Genomic DNA, 17,254 nt, shown 5'->3' on the forward strand with positions numbered 1-17,254 from the left:
TTGGTGAAACATTTTTAACTTTAAGGCTGCAAATATACTTACTTATTTTCGCATGGTAAAATATCGGGGGAGCACATTAAAAGGAATAGCAGCTTGTATTTCAGCGAGTTGCATTCTTCTCTTATTCCTAAGTTGCGACAGCAGCGAATCGAAGGAACGGGATCATCTGGTTTTCAGGTATAACGAACACAGTAATATTACTTCCCTGGATCCGGCTTTTGCCAGAAATCCTCCGAATATCTGGCCCATAAATCAAATTTTTAACGGCCTGGTGCAGCTCGATGATTCTTTGCTTATCAAACCGGAGATAGCCAAAAAGTGGACCGTCTCCGAAGATGCGCTGACCTATACTTTTGAACTCAGGAAAGATGTGTATTTCCACAAATCTCCCCTATTCGGAAAAGACAGTACCCGCACCGTAAAAGCCAGCGATTTTGTGTATAGTTTTAACCGGCTAAAAGACGAAAATGTAGCCTCTCCCGGAAGCTGGGTGCTTTCGAATGTTGCAGGCTATGAAGCTTTGAACGATTCTGTTTTACAGATCCGGCTAAAACAACCTTTCCCGGCTTTTCTGGGGTTAATGAGTATGCGCTATTGTGCAGTGGTCCCCAAAGAGGTAGCCGATCATTACGGAAGTGATTTCAGGTCGCATCCTATCGGTACTGGGCCCTTCAAATTTAAAAGATGGGATGAAAATATTAAACTGGTACTCAGAAAGAACGAACTCTATTTTGAAAAGGACAGGAACGGAAAACAACTTCCCTACCTGGAAGCGGTAGCCGTAACCTTTCTACCGGATAAACAGAGTGAATTTCTCCAGTTTGTTCAGGGTAACCTGGATTTTTTAAACAGCCTCGATAACTCTTATAAGGATGAGATCCTTACCTCCAGCGGAAGTCTAAGTGATAAATATTCCGGAGAAGTTAACCTTATCAGCGGACCCTATCTCAATACCGAATATCTCGGTTTTTTCCTCGGAAGTGAAAATTCCGAAGTGAATTCGGAATTACTCCGTAAAGCCGTAAACTATGGTTTTGACAGAGACAAAATGATGAAGTTCCTGCGTAACGGGATCGGTTTTCCTGCCGTTAACGGTTTTATTCCCAAGGGAATGCCAGGTTTTGACAATATCGAAGGATATACCTATCAACCTCAAAAAGCCAAAGAACTGATTGAGGAATACAAAAAGCTAAGTGGTAATCCTAAACCCGCTATTTCCATAGGCACGAACAGTAATTACCTGGATTTTTGTGAATATATTCAGAGAGAGCTTCAGAAAATAGGTCTGGAAGTCAAGATAGACGTCATGCCGCCATCTACCCTCCGGCAGTTGAAATCGACAGGAAAACTGGATGCTTTCAGGGCAAGCTGGATCGCCGATTATCCGGATGCTGAGAACTATCTGTCATTGTACTACAGTGGAAATTTTACTCCCAACGGCCCTAATTACACACATTTCAGCAATTCACTTTACGATAACTGGTATAAGACCGCCATGCAGGAAGTAGATCTTGAGAAGCGTCTTAACCTCTACAGAAAAATGGATTCCCTTATCATCGACAAGGCCCCCATTGTCCCTCTTTATTACGATGAGATCACCCGTTTTACAAGGAAAAATGTAAAAGGACTGGGAATTAACCCTATCAATCTGCTCGTCCTAAAACATGTAAGTAAGGAAGAATAAGTTTAGACCCATCCCTATTCTACTCACAGGTTTTTTGCGTTCAATTTTATTTGCGTAACATTTACACAATTTTGTATACTAATATTATAAGTAGATGTTTAACTAAAACCAAAATTATGAGCGCAGGAATTTCAGGAATGATCATTAGCCTCCGGGCTAACAGGATCATCACAAGAAAACATGAGCCTTTCCGTAAGGATCTTTACAGCCGAAACGGAAAAGGACGGACGAATGAATTTGATTTTCCTTCTGCTTCAGAAAAGGAGTTGAAGAAGATCAGGAAAGAAATGATCAGAGAGAACAGGAAACTTGTATTAAAAAGAACCATAAGCTTCATCCTGATCATGGGGGTATTATTATTTACAATCTATAAAATCGTTTAAAATGGCAGGATTTGCATCATGGGCGAATAGTATTATCCGCCTTAACCGAAGAGAGAGAACAGATAAATTAGGGAGACTTGAGAATTACATTCATAATTCCAGTCTGCAAAAACCTGAGTATAAGGCTGCTTCCGAAATGTTGTTAAAGAGGATCCGGAAAAGGATACGGCGGGAACAGTCTTTATACAGGAAAAGAGAATTAATTGTTTTTATTTTTCTCTGCCTGTTGTTGTTTATCAGTTTATCTGTAATTCTATTTACCGTAAAAATTTAACCCGCCTTGTCTTCAGGGTCGGGTTCTATTCCTATTTGTGCTATCTCATTCTCCGGCTTCACTATATTCTTTTTCCACTGTTTTTTCAGAATTGTATACAATCCCCAGCAGGAAAGTAATCCGAAAGGTAATGCCATCAAACTCAAAACGATGTCCGGAGTATTTTCCAGACCTGAAAGGTCGTTAGCGATCAAAACATAAAGTATTCCGATAAGAATTCCGGCAATAAAGGTACCGACATAATAAGACACAACTCCGATAATAGCATATAGCCATTTGTTCTGTTGATATTCCTCGGCTAGCTGATAAAAGTATTTCCCGATAAAGAAAATGAGTATAAGTCCAAGCATATTTACGTCTTTGTTTTGTTTCGTTAATCTAAGGTTTTCGGATTATTCCTTACGCCATCGTTTTGTCTGTTCGAAGATCTCTTCCAGGATCGCAGCATCCTGAGCTGTAAACTCCATATTTCTTCTGGACATAACCACTTTGGCTACTTCAAAGGCTTTTTTGGTAAGATAGGTTGTAAAACCTCCTGAACCTCCCCAGCTAAAACTGGGTACGAAATTACGAGGAAAACCACTGCCAAAAACATTAGCACTTACACCTATCACGGTACCGGTATTGAACATGGTATTGATACCGCATTTGCTGTGGTCTCCCATCATCAGGCCGCAGAATTGCAGTCCGGTGCGAGCAAAGCTTTCGGTTTCATAACTCCAAAGGCGAACTTCTGCATAATTGTTTTTAAGATTGGATGTATTGGTATCCGCTCCAATATTGCACCACTCTCCCAAAACGGAATTCCCCAGGAATCCGTCATGGCCTTTATTTGAATATCCGAATAAGACGGAATTATTTACTTCCCCTCCTATTTTACTGTACGGTCCTACCGTAGTAGGTCCATAGATCTTTGATGCCATTTTTATGACCCCTCCTTCACAAAGTGCCAGTCCTCCGCGGATAACACTTCCTTCCATGATTTCGGAGTCCTTCCCCAAATAGATAGGTCCTGAAGATGCATTTAATGTACAGAAGGCCAGTTTAGCACCTTCTTCTATAAAAATATTCTCTCCTCCTATTACATTTACCCCGGCAGGAATAGGCATACTTTTTCTTCCGTTGGTGATCAGTTCGAAATCTGCTTCCATGGCTTCTCCATTCTTCGAAAAGATATCCCAGGTATTTTCTATTCTGAGAACATCGGCTTCATACTCAATAGCTTCATAAGCATCGAAATCTACTTCCTCCTGAGCATCGGTCGTATAAAATGCAATCACCTCATCTTTGTAAAAAATGGCCTGATTCTCTTCCAGGTTCTTTACAAGAGCTGCTAATTCCGGATTGGGTAAGAAGGAAGCATTGATCAATACATTGCGCTCCATCTCCACCATTGGAAATTTATCAGAAAGGTATTCTTCTGTAATTGTAGTGGTTGTAAATCCCAGGAATTTTTCCCATTTCTCCCTTATGGTCAGGATACCTACACGGATATCCGCAACAGGCCGGGTATAGGTAAAAGGCAACAGTGCATTTCTCACCGTACCGTCAAAAAGGATATAGTTCATTAAGCAGTCAGTTTTTGTAAAAATAAAAAAAGCCTTCTGAAATCAGAAGGCTTAATGTATATCTTTTAATAAAATTATTTCTTGAACTTAGCGTATTTGTTCTTGAATTTATCAATACGCCCGGCAGTATCAACCAATTTGGATTTACCGGTATAGTAAGGATGCGATGTCCTTGAAATTTCCATCTTTACAAGTGGATACTCAACACCGTCAACTTCAATAGTCTCTTTTGTTTCAGCAGTTGATTTTGTAATGAAGACATCGTCGTTTGACATATCTTTAAAAGCAACTAATCTATAATTTTCTGGATGTATATCTTTTCTCATCGCTAATAACTTTTATACGCTCGTAAATTTCGAGCTGCAAAGTTAATCATATTTTGTAATTTACCAATAAGATTTATAAAAAATCCTCGGCTTTTTAAAAAAGCTCTCAAATATATGTAACAAAAACAAATCACAGGATACTAAATATGTATTACTAACTAAATTAATCAGACAATGGAAGATCAAGAAATCCAAGCACCAAAAACCAGAAAGTTCAGTATTAATTACGGATTACTCCTAGGAGGAATTAATATTGTTTTTGCCATTATGCTTGCGGTAATGGAGTTACATTACCAAAGAGATATCTCACAACAAATAATCGGAGTTGTTATCCTTGCAGCTGTAATAGGGATTGCTATTTATCAGTTTAAAAAAGCAAATGCCAGCTTCTTATCACTGGGGCAGGCAATCAAGATCGGATTAGGAGTAGCACTGATCGCTTCGTTAATGATCATCGTTTACTCTATCATTTATACTTCTTTTATCGAGCCGGAGTTCTACGATAAATTTTTCGAGCAACTTCGTCCGCAGATCGCAGAACAGAATCCAAGTTTAACAACAGAACAAATAGATAATGTCATTCAAACGCAAAGGCAATTTGCATGGATCGGTTATCCTGTTATCCTCATCATTAATTTAATTATTGCATTAATTATTTCATTGATCGTAGGTTTAATAATGAAAAAAGACAAAAGTGATTACTAATTTGTATTTTTGGCATTATTTCAGATACAAACCGAATGAACATATCAGTAGTCATACCACTACTTAACGAACAAGAATCATTATTAGAATTACACGATTGGATTGCAGAAGTTATGCAGTCCAATCGTTTTTCGTATGAAATACTTTTTATCGATGACGGTAGTACCGATGACTCCTGGAAGACTATTCAATCGATGGCTTCGGCCAACGGCCATATAAAAGGGATCCGCTTTCCGAAGAATTTCGGAAAATCCCAGGCTTTGCATGCAGGCTTTGAAATTGCCCAGGGAGATGTTATTATCACCATGGATGCAGATCTGCAGGACAATCCCGAAGAGATCCCGGAATTATACAATCTTGTTAAAAATGGAGGCTTCGACCTTATTTCCGGCTGGAAAAAGAAGAGGTACGACTCCTTTTTTATGAAAAACCTTCCTTCAAAACTGTTTAACTGGGCGGCACGAAGGACTTCGGGCGTTAGATTGCACGATTTTAATTGTGGCCTGAAGGCTTATAAGAACCAGGTAATCAAAAATATTGATGTATACGGTGAAATGCACCGCTATATTCCTGTATTGGCTAAGAATGCCGGTTTTTCCAAAATTGATGAAAAAATCGTCAAGCATCAGGCCAGAAAATACGGGAAGACCAAATTCGGGATGGAGCGCTTTATCAATGGCTTTCTCGATCTTATTACCATCTGGTTTATCTCTAAGTTCGGAAAACGCCCTATGCACCTTTTCGGTGCCCTCGGAGTACTGATGTTCTTTATCGGACTGGTTTTTGCCGTTTACCTGGGAGTCGATAAGTTATTTATCAATCCTGCAGGGCGACTTATCACTCAAAGACCTCAGTTCTTTATCTCACTCACCACAATGATCCTGGGGACCCAGCTCTTTATTGCAGGTTTTCTGGGAGAAATGCTCCTTCGTTCCCGAAGAAAAGATCAGCGTTACAAAATATCTGAAAAAATAAATCTTTAATCCCCTCAATTACTCATATTAGAACTTAAAGCTTGTAAATTTGTCAAACAATTAAAGTACCAATGGAAAACACTCTAGACGTAGTTCAGCAAAACGCTCATGCATGGTTAAATGATTTTTTTGATAGCGATACTCAAAAAGAGGTAAGGGAGCTGATTGAAAAAGATCCGGAAGAGCTCAAGGAACGCTTTTATAAGAACCTTGAATTCGGAACCGGAGGAATGAGGGGTGTAATGGGGGTTGGAACCAACAGAATTAATAAATATACCCTTGGTAAAAATACTCAGGGAATCAGTAATTATCTCAAAAAAATATATCCGACCGAAGAGCTGAAAGTAGCTATTGCCTATGATTGCAGGCACAATAGCGATACCCTGGCACAGACGGTTGCCAATGTCTTTTCTGCCAACGGAATAAAAGTCTTTCTGTTTTCCAGTCTCAGACCCACTCCCGAACTCTCATTTACATTGAAGCATCTCGGTTGTCATTGCGGGGTGGTGCTCACCGCTTCTCATAATCCGCCGGAATACAATGGTTATAAGGTGTACTGGACAGATGGAGGGCAGATCGTTCCTCCTCAGGACGGAGAGATCATAGAGGAGATCAATAATCTGGATATTACAACAGTAAAGTTTGAGGCGAACCCGCAGCTTATTCAGCTTATCGATAAAGAAGTAGATGAAGTTTTTATTGAGGCTTCCGTACAAAACGGGAATTTTAATGTTGAAGGGAAGGATGATTTCAGCATTGTTTTCACTTCCCTGCATGGAACTTCCATCACTATTCTGCCGGAAGTACTGAAAAGAGCAGGTTATAAAAATATACATATAGTAGAGGAGCAGGCAGAACCCAACGGGGATTTCCCAACAGTTGCCTCTCCCAATCCGGAAGAACCGGAGGCCCTGGCTATGGCTTTAAAAAAAGCAGAAGAGATCGGTGCAGATATGGTCATAGGAACCGATCCCGACAGTGATCGCCTGGGTATAGCTGTTCGTAACAGGGAACATAAAATGCAATTGCTTAACGGGAACCAGACCATGGTAATGATGACCCGTTTCCTTCTGGATCAATGGAAAAACAGAGGAAAGATCAAAGGAAATGAATTTATCGGATCGACCATCGTTTCTACTCCCATGATGAATGATCTTGCAAACGGATATGGGGTGGAATGCAAGGTAGGCCTTACCGGCTTTAAGTGGATCGCCAAAATGATCATGGACCATCCTTCTCAGCCATTTATCGGTGGAGGTGAAGAAAGTTTCGGTTTTATGGTCGGCGATTTCGTAAGAGATAAAGATGCGGTTACTTCTTCCCTGCTCGCCTGTGAAATTGCTGCAAAAGCAAAGGCGGAAGGAAGCTCTTTCTTTGAAGAACTCATACAGTGTTACCTGGATTTCGGTTTTTATAAAGAACGTTTGATCTCGCTTACCAAAAAAGGGATCAGCGGTTCGGAGGAGATCAGGCAGATGATGATAGACCTCAGGGAGAATCCACTAAAAGCCATAGACGGTCAGAAAGTAGTTATGATCGAGGATTACCAGGCTTCTGTTGCCAGGAATATGATCACCGGAAATGAGGAAAGCATCAGCATCCCCAAATCCAATGTGCTTATTTACTATACCGAAGACGGTACCAAAATAGCAGCCAGACCCAGTGGGACTGAGCCCAAAATAAAATTCTATTTTAGTGTGAACACAACTCTTGAAAATGCAGATGATTTTGAAAGAGTAAATAGGACTTTAGAAGAGAAAATAGATAGAATTATCAGTGAACTGAAATTGAATTAATGAATTATTTCAAGAAAATACTCCATTTTGCCAGGCCTTATAAGAGGTTTGCCATTTTAAATATTTTTTTTAATATCCTTTACGCGCTTTTTAGCGCACTGTCTTTTGTGGCATTAATACCTATGCTGGATGTACTCTTTAAGGAAAGTCAGCGGGTTTATACAAAACCTGAATATCAGGGAGTAGGACAACTGGACAGCTATTTAAAGGAATACCTGAACTACAAGGTAACACAGATTGCCGGAGAAGATGAGATGACTGCACTGGTGCTGGTTATCGGCCTGGTTATCTTTCTCTTTTTCTTTAAGAACGTCTTTAATTACCTGGCCATGTATTTCATCACCTTCTTAAGGAACGGGGTATTAAGAGATCTTAGAAATAAGCTCTATCATAAAATTGTTGAGCTTCCTATTTCCTATTTTTCGGAAAAACGCAAGGGAGATATTATTGCAAGGATCACTTCAGATGTACTGGAGATCCAGCATTCCTTTTTATCGATCCTCGAACTGATCGTCAGGGAACCGTTAACTATTGTGTTTACTATCCTTGTGATGTTCGGAATAAGTACCAAACTCACTTTATTCGTGTTTATTTTTATTCCGATCTCGGGGGTTATCATTTCCAGAATTGGAAAATCCCTGAAACGAAAATCCGACAGGGTACAGAAAGAACAGGGAAGCTTTCTTTCTATTGTTGAAGAAACCCTCGGAGGCCTTAGGGTGATAAAAGCGTTTAATGCAGAAAAGATATTCAATAATCGTTTCAGCAACTCCACCAACCGGTTCTTCAGGTTTTCGAACAGCCTGTTAAACAGGCAGAACCTTGCATCTCCAACCAGTGAATTCCTCGGGATCCTGGTTATCGGGATCCTTCTGTGGTTCGGAGGGAAAATGGTTCTGATCGATAAGACCCTCGACGCTTCTTCCTTTATTGCGTATATGGGACTCGCTTACAATATCCTTACTCCTGCCAAAGCTATTTCCAAAGCATCATATAATGTTAAGAAAGGAAACGCTGCAGCAGAACGTGTGATGGATATCCTCGAAACAGAAAACACCATTACAGAGATAGAAAACCCTGTAGAAAAAGAAAGTTTTGAGCAGGCTATCTCCTTAAAGAATATTTCTTTTAAATACGAAAACAATTATATCCTGAACAATTTCTCCCTGGAGATCCCCAAAGGAAAAATGATAGCTTTAGTAGGGCCTTCCGGAAGTGGAAAAAGTACTATTGCCAACCTTTTAATGCGTTTTTATGATGTAAATGAAGGTAATATCGAAATAGACGGGGTAAATATTAAGGACCTGTCTAAAAAATCTCTTAGAGGTCTGATGGGTATTGTTACTCAGGATTCTATCCTCTTTAACGATTCGGTAAGGAACAACCTTACGCTGGGTAAAGAAGATGCGAATGAACAGGAGATCCTTGATGCTTCTAAGATCGCCAATGCCTACGAATTCATTAAAGACCTGGACGATCAGTTCGATACCAATATCGGTGATTCGGGAGGAAAGATAAGCGGCGGACAAAAACAGCGATTGTCTATTGCCCGTGCAGTTATTAAAAACCCTCCGATCATGATCCTCGACGAGGCAACCTCTGCCCTGGATACCGAAAGCGAAAAACTGGTTCAGGAAGCCCTGGAGAATATGATGCAAAACAGGACTTCTGTAGTTATTGCTCACCGTCTCTCCACTATTCAGAAAGCAGATCTTATTGTGGTAATGCAAAAGGGTGAGATAGTAGAACAGGGGACCCATTCGGAACTTCTGGCAAAAGAGGGGGTTTACAAGAAATTAGTGGGGATGCAGTCTTTTGAATGATCAGGCTCTTGCCCGTATCAATCCGTACCTGAGCAGAACAGTACCGATAAAGATCAGTCCTATTAAGGAAGCAATAAGATCGTAGGGGTCGTACACGTTTCTGCCTCCCAGGTTGTGTATCTTTAACTCCTGGGTAATAACGAATACGGCGGCAAGCATTACTGCTATTAAAAATAGTGTGTTCTCCTTAAACTTATTCATGCTATTCGGAAAACGCTGTCTGGTAAAAAGCAGCAGGCCCGATATGACCGTAGTTCCTATCACCGCTTCCAGAAAGTTGGGGACCGAATTCACGAAAAGGACCAAAAACCGTGGGGAATTGTTCTCCAACATCCACGGCCTTATCACAAATTTGTTTAATGAATGGAATACCAGGGTTCCCCAGTAAACATATCGTATATATGTTTTAAATACCAATCCGTTCATTTATCTCCTTTTTCTGAAAAAACGAGGCATTACCAGCACGTAAAATAAGATCAGAAACACTTTTACCGCAATTATTTTCTTAAAACTAATTGCTTCGTATCCTCCACCAAATAAAATGGTAATTACAGAAGCCGCTAAACCCGCAAGGAACAGAACGAACAGCGAGGGTCCGGTACCTGGTCTCTTCAATTTATCATCAATATTCTTTTCCATATTCTTATTTTGAATACACCTTATTTAAAAATCCTGTCAGGGCAGTCCAGTATTCCTCTGCTCCCTTCTGTCCTTCCCAAAGTGCTCTGGAACCATGAAACCCATCAGAAGAAGGTATGAATTGCTGCTGGTTTTCTTTTAGTTTGATGTCACCTATCAAAGCTCCTAACTGCTTAGCTTCTTCTTTGGAAGAAGTTATAAAGAAAGGAACTTTCAGGTCTTTAATAGCCTTAGCAATGGAAGGTTTCTGATCTCCGAAATAGTTACCCGGGCTAAAAGAAATTACGGCGTTTACCGATTTATTTCCTTCTGCTGCAAAAAGTGCCAGGCTGGAAGAGTACGAACTTCCCCAAACCGTAACTTTCTTATTGTATTTCTTATGAAGGTAATTTATTGCAGCACGGATATCCTGTTCGGCATCTGTCATGTCTATGTTCTTAATTCCTTTTTGTATAGCGGCTTCATTGGTTTCATTCTTATGTCCTGCAAAAGGTCCTCCCGATCTCTGGTCTATGGCCAGGCAGTTAAAACCCATTTCATTCAGCTTAGGAGCAATATCTGCATACTCATACTTATTATATCCGGCCTGATGGCAAAGCAGGATAAACGGTTTATCCGGATCTACCTCGTAAAGGTTAGCTGTTACGGAAAGGCCGTCTTCCGAAGGGAATGTTACTTTTTTAAAGCTGTGTTTTTTAGCTAATTCTCCCGGAACCGGTTGTTGCACGCTATTTCTCAATGCCTGTTGCGCTTTAAGTTCCTGGAGAATAATGTTCTCTATAAATTCTATTTTAGTAATCTTGCCCGAACTATCGAAGAACACCGAAGATTCTCCCGCTCCCAGGCCTTCAAATTCATGCTTGATCCGGGCCTCTCCTTTTTTATTCTCCACGATTTCCATCACTTTTAATTTGGGAAACCTGGCAAATACATTCGCCAGAACTGCAGGGGTGTTCTGCACAGGAATGGGGCCAAATTTAAGCTCAGTGCTGATATATTCTTTTAAATGCTCTGCACTTTTCTTCTCAAAACTCTGCTTAAATGCTGTGATCTGCTTGCTGTAATCTGCCTGCTGGGCATTCAGTCCGGTTGAAAATGACAAAAACATAAAAACCCCCAGGCCAACTGCGGCAAGTCCGTTTTTACGCTCTCTTCTTTTATTTCTTATTATGGATATTCCATACATGGCAAAACCTATAGCCTGAAGTATGATTGCTGTCTCCTTCATCATTTCGTTACCTAATGGCAGCCACCTTATAAGCCCTATAATAATAAGAACCGTAGCTATTGATCTTAGCATGCCTGAATCTTTCATTTTTTTCATTTGTCTAAACTTTTTGATTATCGTTAATGTATTCAGTAGGTTAAAATGAAGAGATCAGAATTACACTTTTCTTCATTTTTTTTATTCCGAATCATTATTGACAACCTCAAGTTCGTCTCTGCACTCTTTAAGGATCTTAACGTATTTCCCGTATTTTCTCTCCTGCACCCAGGTTTCAAGAAGGGATAGTAATTTATAGCTTACAGCAGCTATAGCTATTAGATACAGGATCCTCAGGTCAAATGCAAAAGGATCATTTTTGTAAAGAACGGCATAGGCGATCCAGATAATAATTGCCGTGCTCATCCTGGCTCCGATCTTAACAGCCAGTTTCATTATTCTATGCATCAGTTGAATGATCTCTTCAATTGCAGTTTTAAGATCTGATGAAGAATTCTGATAGTTGCTTATTTTATCGTGTGTATCTTTTATCAGCCTGGAAAAGGTGAAGATAATTGCAGACATCAGGAAATAGAGAATACTGATCTCAACCCGCGAGAGAATTCCATCCAACGGAAGGTCTTCCACATCGAGGATCAGCATTAAAGGCGACATAACCATACCAACAACTCCAATGATTCCCATAAACCATATCTTAAACCTCATTTCCCTTTTAATTCTGGAAATAGCAGTATTAGACCGCTTTTTGATCAGCCTGTGCACTTCTTCCGCGCTCACCTCATGGTCTGCGGTCTGCAGCATATTTGCCTTTTTCCAAATGGATTTTAATTCTACAAGCTCCATCCTCTCAAGGGTTTAATATTTTTTTCAGTTTCGTCTTGACCCGGTTCATTTTCACCCGCACATAATTTTGAGTGATCCCCGTAATTTCGGCTATCTCTTCATTGGTCTTCTCTTCGAGATACAGCATGACTATGGCCTTTTCAATATCGTTCAACGTATTGATCGCCTTGTATAACAAGCGTATTTCTTCTTCTAAACTGTCGTCTTTTTTTAACTCGGGAAGATTCTGAAGTTTTGCTGAAAGTTCTGTTTCCTCAGGTCTTTTTTTTCCCTTCCGAAAATACTGAATGGCCACGTTAAGTCCCACTCTGTACATCCAGGTAGAGAATTTTGCCTCACCTCTGAAAGAGGTATAGGATTTCCATAGTTGAATAAGAATCTCCTGGAACAAATCCTTTCGATGCTCTTCATCTTTACAATATATATTACATATTTTGTGAACGATCCCTTGTGATTCGGTTACCCGGGCCACAAACTCCTGTTCCAGATTATCTTTCTTCAACAGGTTTACCTATTTGCTTTAAAATAGTAAGTTACAATATTGACTACAGAATTACAGTTTCCATAAATTATTTTTTGTTTCCTTTATCTGCGGGCAGTAATTATTACTTAATTTTATTTACTAACTATTAAAAAGCATTATGGCAGGTGAAACAAACCTCAGCGAGCTTATCCGAAATATGAAACCGTTATTGCAGGACGGAGAGTACATTTTTTCTACTCTATCGCAGAGAGATCATATTCCGGAAGAACATATCCTTGCCATGTTTAAAGAAAAAGAAGGTATTACTATTGTCCTGGAGCGTTCGCAAGCCGACTTGTTTAAAATTAAATACGAATCGGTTTTCTCATGGATCACTTTGGAAGTACATTCCTCGCTTGATGCTGTCGGGCTTACGGCTGCGTTTTCATCCGCACTTGCAAAAAAAGGTATCAGTTGTAATGTTATGGCTGCTTATTATCACGATCATATCTTTGTAAACACAAAAGATAAAGACAAGGCAATAGAGGTATTGATCTCGCTTTCAGAAGAGTATAAAAACAGAATGGAAAAGCAGGGATAAAAAAAAAGACACCCGCATAGAGTGTCTGTTTGATAGATAAGATTTGAGAATTGTAAGTTCTGTTAAGTTGGGGCAAAAAAAGAACGTCGTTTGTCTTATCGTGATGAGTCAAATGTATAATAAAAATCATATTCATCGATTAAAAGCACGAAATAATCGATGAAATGCACTAAATTTTAACATTTCGAATATAATAAGGTATATTTTAAACCTTTTAATAATTTATAAGTCTAAGAGAAAAACGCCATTTTTTGATATCAGAAGCCTCACTTATCCAGCAATTAAAGAATAAGGAAACGCAATCTAAAGCGTTCAGACTCCTTGTGGGTACCTATAAGGAGAAACTTTATTGGCATATACGGCGTATGGTACTCAATCATGACGATACAGATGACGTACTTCAGAATACCTTTATCAAGGTTTTCAGGAATATTCAGAATTTTAAAGGAGAAAGTGCTCTGTATAGCTGGATATACAGGATAGCAACCAATGAGTCTATTAGTTTTTTAAACTCGAGAGCCAAAAAATACGGTATCAGTAATGAAGAACTTCAATCCAAAATGTTAGATCGGCTGGAAGCCGATGTATATTTTGAAGGAAATGATATAGAGTTGAAACTCCAGCGGGCCATTGCCTCTTTACCTGAAAAACAGCGTATCGTTTTTAATATGAAGTATTTTGAAGAAATGAAGTATGAAGATATTTCCGAAGTTCTGGACACTTCGGTCGGAGCGCTGAAGGCGTCCTATCATCATGCAACTAAGAAAATTGAAGAATATTTATTGAGTAATTAAACCTTTTGACATGTTTAATGTCTTATAAATGTGATGGATAAAAAGAAGAAATATACGGAGCAGGAAGGATTTAAAGTCCCGGAAGATTATTTTACATCTTTTGAGGATAAGCTATTTGCCGGATTGGAGGATGCCTCTACCGATGCGAAGGACGGGTTTAAAGTACCCAAAGCTTATTTTGAAAGCCTTGAAGATCGTATACTCGATTCCATAGATAAAGAAAATAACGAGGAAGAAGTTAAGGTCATTAAACTTTCCTCCTATAAAAAATATTTTTACGCAAGCATTGCGGTAGCGGCCGGATTATTTTTATTTTTCGGAACCGATTTATTCACCATCGAAGCAACTGTTCCCCAAACAACGGTAGCAGAAGTAGAAAATGAAGATATCGATAGTTTTATTGATGAAGGATTACTCACATTAAGCACCTATGATATCTCAATGTTGTTTGAGGATGTAAACCTGGAAGATATTACGGTTGCTCCGGAAGAAATTGAAGACAATGCACTCATTGAGTATTTATCCGATAAGCTTGAGGATTACGATGAGTTAATTATTGATAATTAAAAGACACTGTTTATGAAAAAGTACAAAAGCGTAATCTTTTTAGTCTTTGCCATGATACTATGGGTGAATTCCTATGGGCAAAGAGGTGGGAATTACGAGAAGATCAAAAGCCTGAAAGTGGCCTATATAACGGAAAAGTTGTCCCTTACTGCAGATGAAGCTGAAAAATTCTGGCCCATTTATAACAGTTTTGAAAAGAATATGCATCGCCTGAAAAGAGAAGATCTCGGAAAGGTGAGAAACAGGTTTAAAGAACAGAATTTTGCAGATATATCCGATAAGGAAGCAAAAGAAGTGCTGGACGAGATAAATAATATTGAAAGACAAATGTTCGAGTTGAAACAATCCCTGAACAACGATCTGTTAAGGGTTATTTCTCCCAAGAAGGTCATTCTTTTGAAAAAAGTGGAGGAGGATTTTAACCGGGATCTGCTGAGGAAATTCCGCGAAAGACGGAAACAACAATTCAAAGAAAGAAGAAATTAAGAAGAGGCGAAAGCCTCTTTTTTTTGGCAAAAAAATTTCAATTATCAATGAACAGTGAGCAATTACCAATAAGCAATTATACTTAATCTTAATACTTTGTACTCAATACTCACTTCTCCGTACTCCGAAGTAAAACGAAGGAGTATCGAGAATCAAATTTTGTGTTTGCCTTTATAACTGTTCTCGATACTTTTTCCTGCGGAAAAAACTCGAACTGACATTTCCTAAATACTCCATGATCCAACTCCACCTCTTGATGAGCCTGTATCGAGCGTAGTCGAGATGCTCGAAGTGACATTCATCTCAGTACTTAATACTAATCACTAAAAGCCACCCTCCTACATAAAGCGTTAGCGTAGATGAACAACAAACAACCATCAACCATCAACCAACAACCAACAACAACTTCTCAATACTCAATACTTTGTACTAAATACCATTTAAACCATTCGGTTTTTTATCAGTCTAATAATTGAGAACATATTAAAACCATAGATTATGAAACTATTAAAAAACTTAGGCCTGGTGATGTTGGTTTCTTTTGCCCTGAGTTCGTGTTCGGCAAAGGCGACAGTAAGAGTAGCTCCTGCACAGGGAGTGGTTATCACCAAATTACACAAGCCCCGCGTGGTAGTACATAAAAGAGTTACTTATTACTGCTCCAAAGGAGTTTGGTACAAGAAAAAAGCAAATAGATATGTTGTGGTAAGGCCACCTGCCGGTATTAAGGTAACTGTATTACCCAGAGGCTATAAAGTGGTTAGCATACGCAAAAAGAGATATTATACCTACAATGGGATTTACTACCAAAAAAGAGGTAGATCCTACGTAGTAGTTCATGTATAGTTAGTTTAGTTGGTTTGATTTAGTCAGGAAAGATTCAGGATTTAATACAGTTCTGAATCTTTTTTTATTTAAATCTCAACCGGGCAATGCGGTTCCTACCGGCCGCGTATGCCGTACTGTCGTTCAAAAACTTAATTGTATAGAACCCTTCATCCGAAAGTTTCTTCCAGCTATTACCCGAATCATTTGAAAATGATATCCCCGTAAAACCAACGGCAACCATTTCGTTGGCCTGACTTCCCGGGATGTATTGTACACAACTCTTATAAACAGCACCTCCTCCATCACTTACAAGGGTCCATGTTTTTCCCCCGTCTGTAGTGACAGCCTTATTTTTTTCATTTCCTTCAGGCTTGGTATAATCTCCTCCGATAACCACCCCATTATTCTCATCGTAAAAATCGACCGAATAGATCCCCTGAGTTGCTACTCCCTGGATAATCGGGGTTTCATAAACTTCCCAGCTCTCCCCCCTATCGAGCGAATAAAATACCCTGCTTCGCATTCCTCCGGAAACGATCCAGGTATGATCTCCATAGATCGCAATATTGGTATCACTGGCAGCAAAAGCAGCTTCCCCTTCCCCACTCTGAGGTAGTTTATCGCAACTCAGCTTGGTCCATGTATCTCCGCCATCTCTTGTAATTATTATCGACAGGCAATTATCTGTAGGATCTCCCATGGCAATTCCCTCCTTTTCATTCCAGAAGGTCATGGAATCGTAAAACACATTTTCATGTACCTCTTTATACACCATTTTTAGTTCGGGAGTAAGCTTAAAGAGCAGTGCCGGATTAGCAATACTAAGGGCAAAAGCATCTTTCCCGTTGTATGCCACCGATCTGAAAGCCGGATAGATCGTATCGACGGAAATCCTCTCGGTGATCATTGCACCTTCTTTGGTATATCTTCCGTAGATCCCTTTATTGGCAGCAAACCACAACTCTCCTTCATCTGTCAGTTCTATGGCCCGGATGCTGATAGAATCGCTGTAGATCTCCTCAACATCTACCGTATTAAATTCTCTGGGTATATATTCTTTTTTAGTGTTACAGGAAAAAAGGAACAAACCCGCCAGCAGATAAAGAAAGTTTTTCATCTATTTAAAATTTTTATTTCGCTGCAACCAAACAAATAAAAATTATTTGCACGGATGCAACCGTTTTACTTTCGCATAAAAAATTTAATTCTTCGGGTTGGTATACAAACAATTAATTTTATTTATGCTTATTTCATCTATTTAAAATTTTATCAAAA

Annotated in this window: 21 protein-coding genes; 12 read left to right on the top strand and 9 right to left on the bottom strand. The window is 39.4% G+C overall.

Annotated elements, in window-relative coordinates:
• Window positions 1-52: 52 nt before the first annotated feature.
• The 3 genes from GWK08_RS00955 to GWK08_RS00965 all read left to right on the top strand — a co-directional run bounded on the left by GWK08_RS00955 (window position 53) and on the right by GWK08_RS00965 (window position 2,341).
• Window positions 53-1,684 carry an ABC transporter substrate-binding protein gene (locus GWK08_RS00955; protein WP_163605035.1) on the top strand — a complete coding sequence of 544 codons (1,632 nt, stop codon included), beginning with the start codon at window positions 53-55 and terminating at the stop codon, window positions 1,682-1,684.
• A gap of 116 nt (window positions 1,685-1,800) precedes the next feature.
• The gene (locus GWK08_RS00960) at window positions 1,801-2,067 is read left to right on the top strand and encodes a hypothetical protein (protein ID WP_163605036.1); all 267 of its coding nucleotides are present in this window, start codon (window positions 1,801-1,803) and stop codon (window positions 2,065-2,067) included.
• Window position 2,068: 1 nt separating this feature from the next.
• A complete protein-coding gene (locus tag GWK08_RS00965; protein WP_163605037.1) occupies window positions 2,069-2,341 on the top strand; it encodes a hypothetical protein in 273 nt (90 codons plus the stop codon).
• Here GWK08_RS00965 and GWK08_RS00970 read toward each other — a convergent pair.
• From GWK08_RS00970 to GWK08_RS00980, 3 genes are all read right to left on the bottom strand, one after another.
• Window positions 2,338-2,691 carry a hypothetical protein gene (locus GWK08_RS00970; RefSeq protein ID WP_163605038.1) on the bottom strand — a complete coding sequence of 118 codons (354 nt, stop codon included), beginning with the start codon at window positions 2,689-2,691 and terminating at the stop codon, window positions 2,338-2,340. The two genes, GWK08_RS00965 and GWK08_RS00970, sit on opposite strands and share 4 nt — an antisense overlap.
• Window positions 2,692-2,733: 42 nt before the next feature.
• Window positions 2,734-3,909 (bottom strand): GlmU family protein, encoded by a 1,176-nt coding sequence (locus GWK08_RS00975; protein WP_163605039.1) that lies wholly within the window; start codon window positions 3,907-3,909, stop codon window positions 2,734-2,736.
• Between the two features lie 74 nt (window positions 3,910-3,983).
• Window positions 3,984-4,235 carry a type B 50S ribosomal protein L31 gene (locus tag GWK08_RS00980; RefSeq protein ID WP_163605040.1) on the bottom strand — a complete coding sequence of 84 codons (252 nt, stop codon included), beginning with the start codon at window positions 4,233-4,235 and terminating at the stop codon, window positions 3,984-3,986.
• Window positions 4,236-4,409: 174 nt separating this feature from the next.
• On the opposite strand from GWK08_RS00980, the gene GWK08_RS00985 reads away from it, so the two are divergent.
• The 4 genes from GWK08_RS00985 to GWK08_RS01000 all read left to right on the top strand — a co-directional run bounded on the left by GWK08_RS00985 (window position 4,410) and on the right by GWK08_RS01000 (window position 9,533).
• Window positions 4,410-4,940 carry a DUF4199 domain-containing protein gene (locus GWK08_RS00985; RefSeq protein ID WP_163605041.1) on the top strand — a complete coding sequence of 177 codons (531 nt, stop codon included), beginning with the start codon at window positions 4,410-4,412 and terminating at the stop codon, window positions 4,938-4,940.
• Window positions 4,941-4,975: 35 nt separating this feature from the next.
• The gene (locus GWK08_RS00990; RefSeq protein WP_163605042.1) at window positions 4,976-5,923 is read left to right on the top strand and encodes a glycosyltransferase family 2 protein; all 948 of its coding nucleotides are present in this window, start codon (window positions 4,976-4,978) and stop codon (window positions 5,921-5,923) included.
• A 62-nt stretch (window positions 5,924-5,985) separates the two neighbouring features.
• Window positions 5,986-7,710 (top strand): phospho-sugar mutase, encoded by a 1,725-nt coding sequence (locus GWK08_RS00995; RefSeq protein ID WP_163605043.1) that lies wholly within the window; start codon window positions 5,986-5,988, stop codon window positions 7,708-7,710.
• Window positions 7,710-9,533, top strand: coding sequence for an ABC transporter ATP-binding protein (locus GWK08_RS01000; protein WP_163605044.1), 1,824 nt, complete (start codon window positions 7,710-7,712; stop codon window positions 9,531-9,533). The genes GWK08_RS00995 and GWK08_RS01000 overlap by 1 nt, the downstream gene beginning before the upstream one ends.
• On the opposite strand, the gene GWK08_RS01005 is transcribed toward GWK08_RS01000, so the two are convergent.
• The 5 genes from GWK08_RS01005 to GWK08_RS01025 all read right to left on the bottom strand — a co-directional run bounded on the left by GWK08_RS01005 (window position 9,534) and on the right by GWK08_RS01025 (window position 12,742).
• Window positions 9,534-9,959 carry a hypothetical protein gene (locus GWK08_RS01005; RefSeq protein WP_163605045.1) on the bottom strand — a complete coding sequence of 142 codons (426 nt, stop codon included), beginning with the start codon at window positions 9,957-9,959 and terminating at the stop codon, window positions 9,534-9,536.
• Complete coding sequence (locus GWK08_RS01010; protein ID WP_163605046.1) at window positions 9,960-10,172, bottom strand: hypothetical protein; 213 nt, start codon at window positions 10,170-10,172, stop codon at window positions 9,960-9,962. It lies immediately after the preceding gene.
• A gap of 4 nt (window positions 10,173-10,176) precedes the next feature.
• Window positions 10,177-11,496, bottom strand: coding sequence for an alpha/beta hydrolase (locus GWK08_RS01015; protein ID WP_163605047.1), 1,320 nt, complete (start codon window positions 11,494-11,496; stop codon window positions 10,177-10,179).
• An 81-nt stretch (window positions 11,497-11,577) separates the two neighbouring features.
• Window positions 11,578-12,240 carry a hypothetical protein gene (locus tag GWK08_RS01020; protein WP_163605048.1) on the bottom strand — a complete coding sequence of 221 codons (663 nt, stop codon included), beginning with the start codon at window positions 12,238-12,240 and terminating at the stop codon, window positions 11,578-11,580.
• A 4-nt stretch (window positions 12,241-12,244) separates the two neighbouring features.
• Complete coding sequence (locus tag GWK08_RS01025) at window positions 12,245-12,742, bottom strand: RNA polymerase sigma factor (RefSeq protein WP_163605049.1); 498 nt, start codon at window positions 12,740-12,742, stop codon at window positions 12,245-12,247.
• A gap of 139 nt (window positions 12,743-12,881) precedes the next feature.
• On the opposite strand from GWK08_RS01025, the gene GWK08_RS01030 reads away from it, so the two are divergent.
• From GWK08_RS01030 to GWK08_RS01050, 5 genes are all read left to right on the top strand, one after another.
• Complete coding sequence (locus GWK08_RS01030) at window positions 12,882-13,304, top strand: ACT domain-containing protein (RefSeq protein ID WP_163605050.1); 423 nt, start codon at window positions 12,882-12,884, stop codon at window positions 13,302-13,304.
• A gap of 251 nt (window positions 13,305-13,555) precedes the next feature.
• Window positions 13,556-14,098 (top strand): RNA polymerase sigma factor, encoded by a 543-nt coding sequence (locus GWK08_RS01035; RefSeq protein WP_163605051.1) that lies wholly within the window; start codon window positions 13,556-13,558, stop codon window positions 14,096-14,098.
• A gap of 33 nt (window positions 14,099-14,131) precedes the next feature.
• On the top strand, window positions 14,132-14,665 hold the full coding sequence (locus GWK08_RS01040) for a hypothetical protein (protein WP_163605052.1): 534 nt from the start codon (window positions 14,132-14,134) through the stop codon (window positions 14,663-14,665).
• Window positions 14,666-14,677: 12 nt separating this feature from the next.
• Complete coding sequence (locus GWK08_RS01045) at window positions 14,678-15,151, top strand: hypothetical protein (RefSeq protein ID WP_163605053.1); 474 nt, start codon at window positions 14,678-14,680, stop codon at window positions 15,149-15,151.
• Between the two features lie 498 nt (window positions 15,152-15,649).
• Window positions 15,650-15,997: a DUF6515 family protein gene (locus GWK08_RS01050; protein WP_163605054.1), complete on the top strand. Its 348-nt coding sequence runs from the start codon at window positions 15,650-15,652 to the stop codon at window positions 15,995-15,997.
• 64 nt (window positions 15,998-16,061) lie between these two features.
• On the opposite strand, the gene GWK08_RS01055 is transcribed toward GWK08_RS01050, so the two are convergent.
• Window positions 16,062-17,096, bottom strand: coding sequence for a WD40/YVTN/BNR-like repeat-containing protein (locus GWK08_RS01055; protein WP_163605055.1), 1,035 nt, complete (start codon window positions 17,094-17,096; stop codon window positions 16,062-16,064).
• Window positions 17,097-17,254 lie beyond the last annotated feature (158 nt).

This window comes from Leptobacterium flavescens, from assembly GCF_010671605.1.
Classification (GTDB): domain Bacteria; phylum Bacteroidota; class Bacteroidia; order Flavobacteriales; family Flavobacteriaceae; genus Leptobacterium; species Leptobacterium flavescens.

Bases quoted from the DNA above. Each gene is read 5' to 3' on its own strand.
- GWK08_RS00965 (WP_163605037.1), top strand. From the start codon at position 2,069: ATGGCAGGATTTGCATCATGGGCGAATAGTATTATCCGCCTTAACCGA.
- GWK08_RS00985 (WP_163605041.1), top strand. From the start codon at position 4,410: ATGGAAGATCAAGAAATCCAAGCACCAAAAACCAGAAAGTTCAGTATT.
- GWK08_RS01050 (WP_163605054.1), top strand. From the start codon at position 15,650: ATGAAACTATTAAAAAACTTAGGCCTGGTGATGTTGGTTTCTTTTGCC.
- GWK08_RS01040 (WP_163605052.1), top strand. From the start codon at position 14,132: ATGGATAAAAAGAAGAAATATACGGAGCAGGAAGGATTTAAAGTCCCG.
- GWK08_RS00970 (WP_163605038.1), bottom strand. From the start codon at position 2,691: ATGCTTGGACTTATACTCATTTTCTTTATCGGGAAATACTTTTATCAG.
- GWK08_RS01015 (WP_163605047.1), bottom strand. From the start codon at position 11,496: ATGAAAAAAATGAAAGATTCAGGCATGCTAAGATCAATAGCTACGGTT.
- GWK08_RS00975 (WP_163605039.1), bottom strand. From the start codon at position 3,909: ATGAACTATATCCTTTTTGACGGTACGGTGAGAAATGCACTGTTGCCT.
- GWK08_RS00960 (WP_163605036.1), top strand. From the start codon at position 1,801: ATGAGCGCAGGAATTTCAGGAATGATCATTAGCCTCCGGGCTAACAGG.
- GWK08_RS00995 (WP_163605043.1), top strand. From the start codon at position 5,986: ATGGAAAACACTCTAGACGTAGTTCAGCAAAACGCTCATGCATGGTTA.
- GWK08_RS01020 (WP_163605048.1), bottom strand. From the start codon at position 12,240: ATGGAGCTTGTAGAATTAAAATCCATTTGGAAAAAGGCAAATATGCTG.
- GWK08_RS01005 (WP_163605045.1), bottom strand. From the start codon at position 9,959: ATGAACGGATTGGTATTTAAAACATATATACGATATGTTTACTGGGGA.
- GWK08_RS01045 (WP_163605053.1), top strand. From the start codon at position 14,678: ATGAAAAAGTACAAAAGCGTAATCTTTTTAGTCTTTGCCATGATACTA.
- GWK08_RS01010 (WP_163605046.1), bottom strand. From the start codon at position 10,172: ATGGAAAAGAATATTGATGATAAATTGAAGAGACCAGGTACCGGACCC.
- GWK08_RS01000 (WP_163605044.1), top strand. From the start codon at position 7,710: ATGAATTATTTCAAGAAAATACTCCATTTTGCCAGGCCTTATAAGAGG.
- GWK08_RS01030 (WP_163605050.1), top strand. From the start codon at position 12,882: ATGGCAGGTGAAACAAACCTCAGCGAGCTTATCCGAAATATGAAACCG.
- GWK08_RS00980 (WP_163605040.1), bottom strand. From the start codon at position 4,235: ATGAGAAAAGATATACATCCAGAAAATTATAGATTAGTTGCTTTTAAA.
- GWK08_RS00955 (WP_163605035.1), top strand. From the start codon at position 53: ATGGTAAAATATCGGGGGAGCACATTAAAAGGAATAGCAGCTTGTATT.
- GWK08_RS01055 (WP_163605055.1), bottom strand. From the start codon at position 17,096: ATGAAAAACTTTCTTTATCTGCTGGCGGGTTTGTTCCTTTTTTCCTGT.
- GWK08_RS00990 (WP_163605042.1), top strand. From the start codon at position 4,976: ATGAACATATCAGTAGTCATACCACTACTTAACGAACAAGAATCATTA.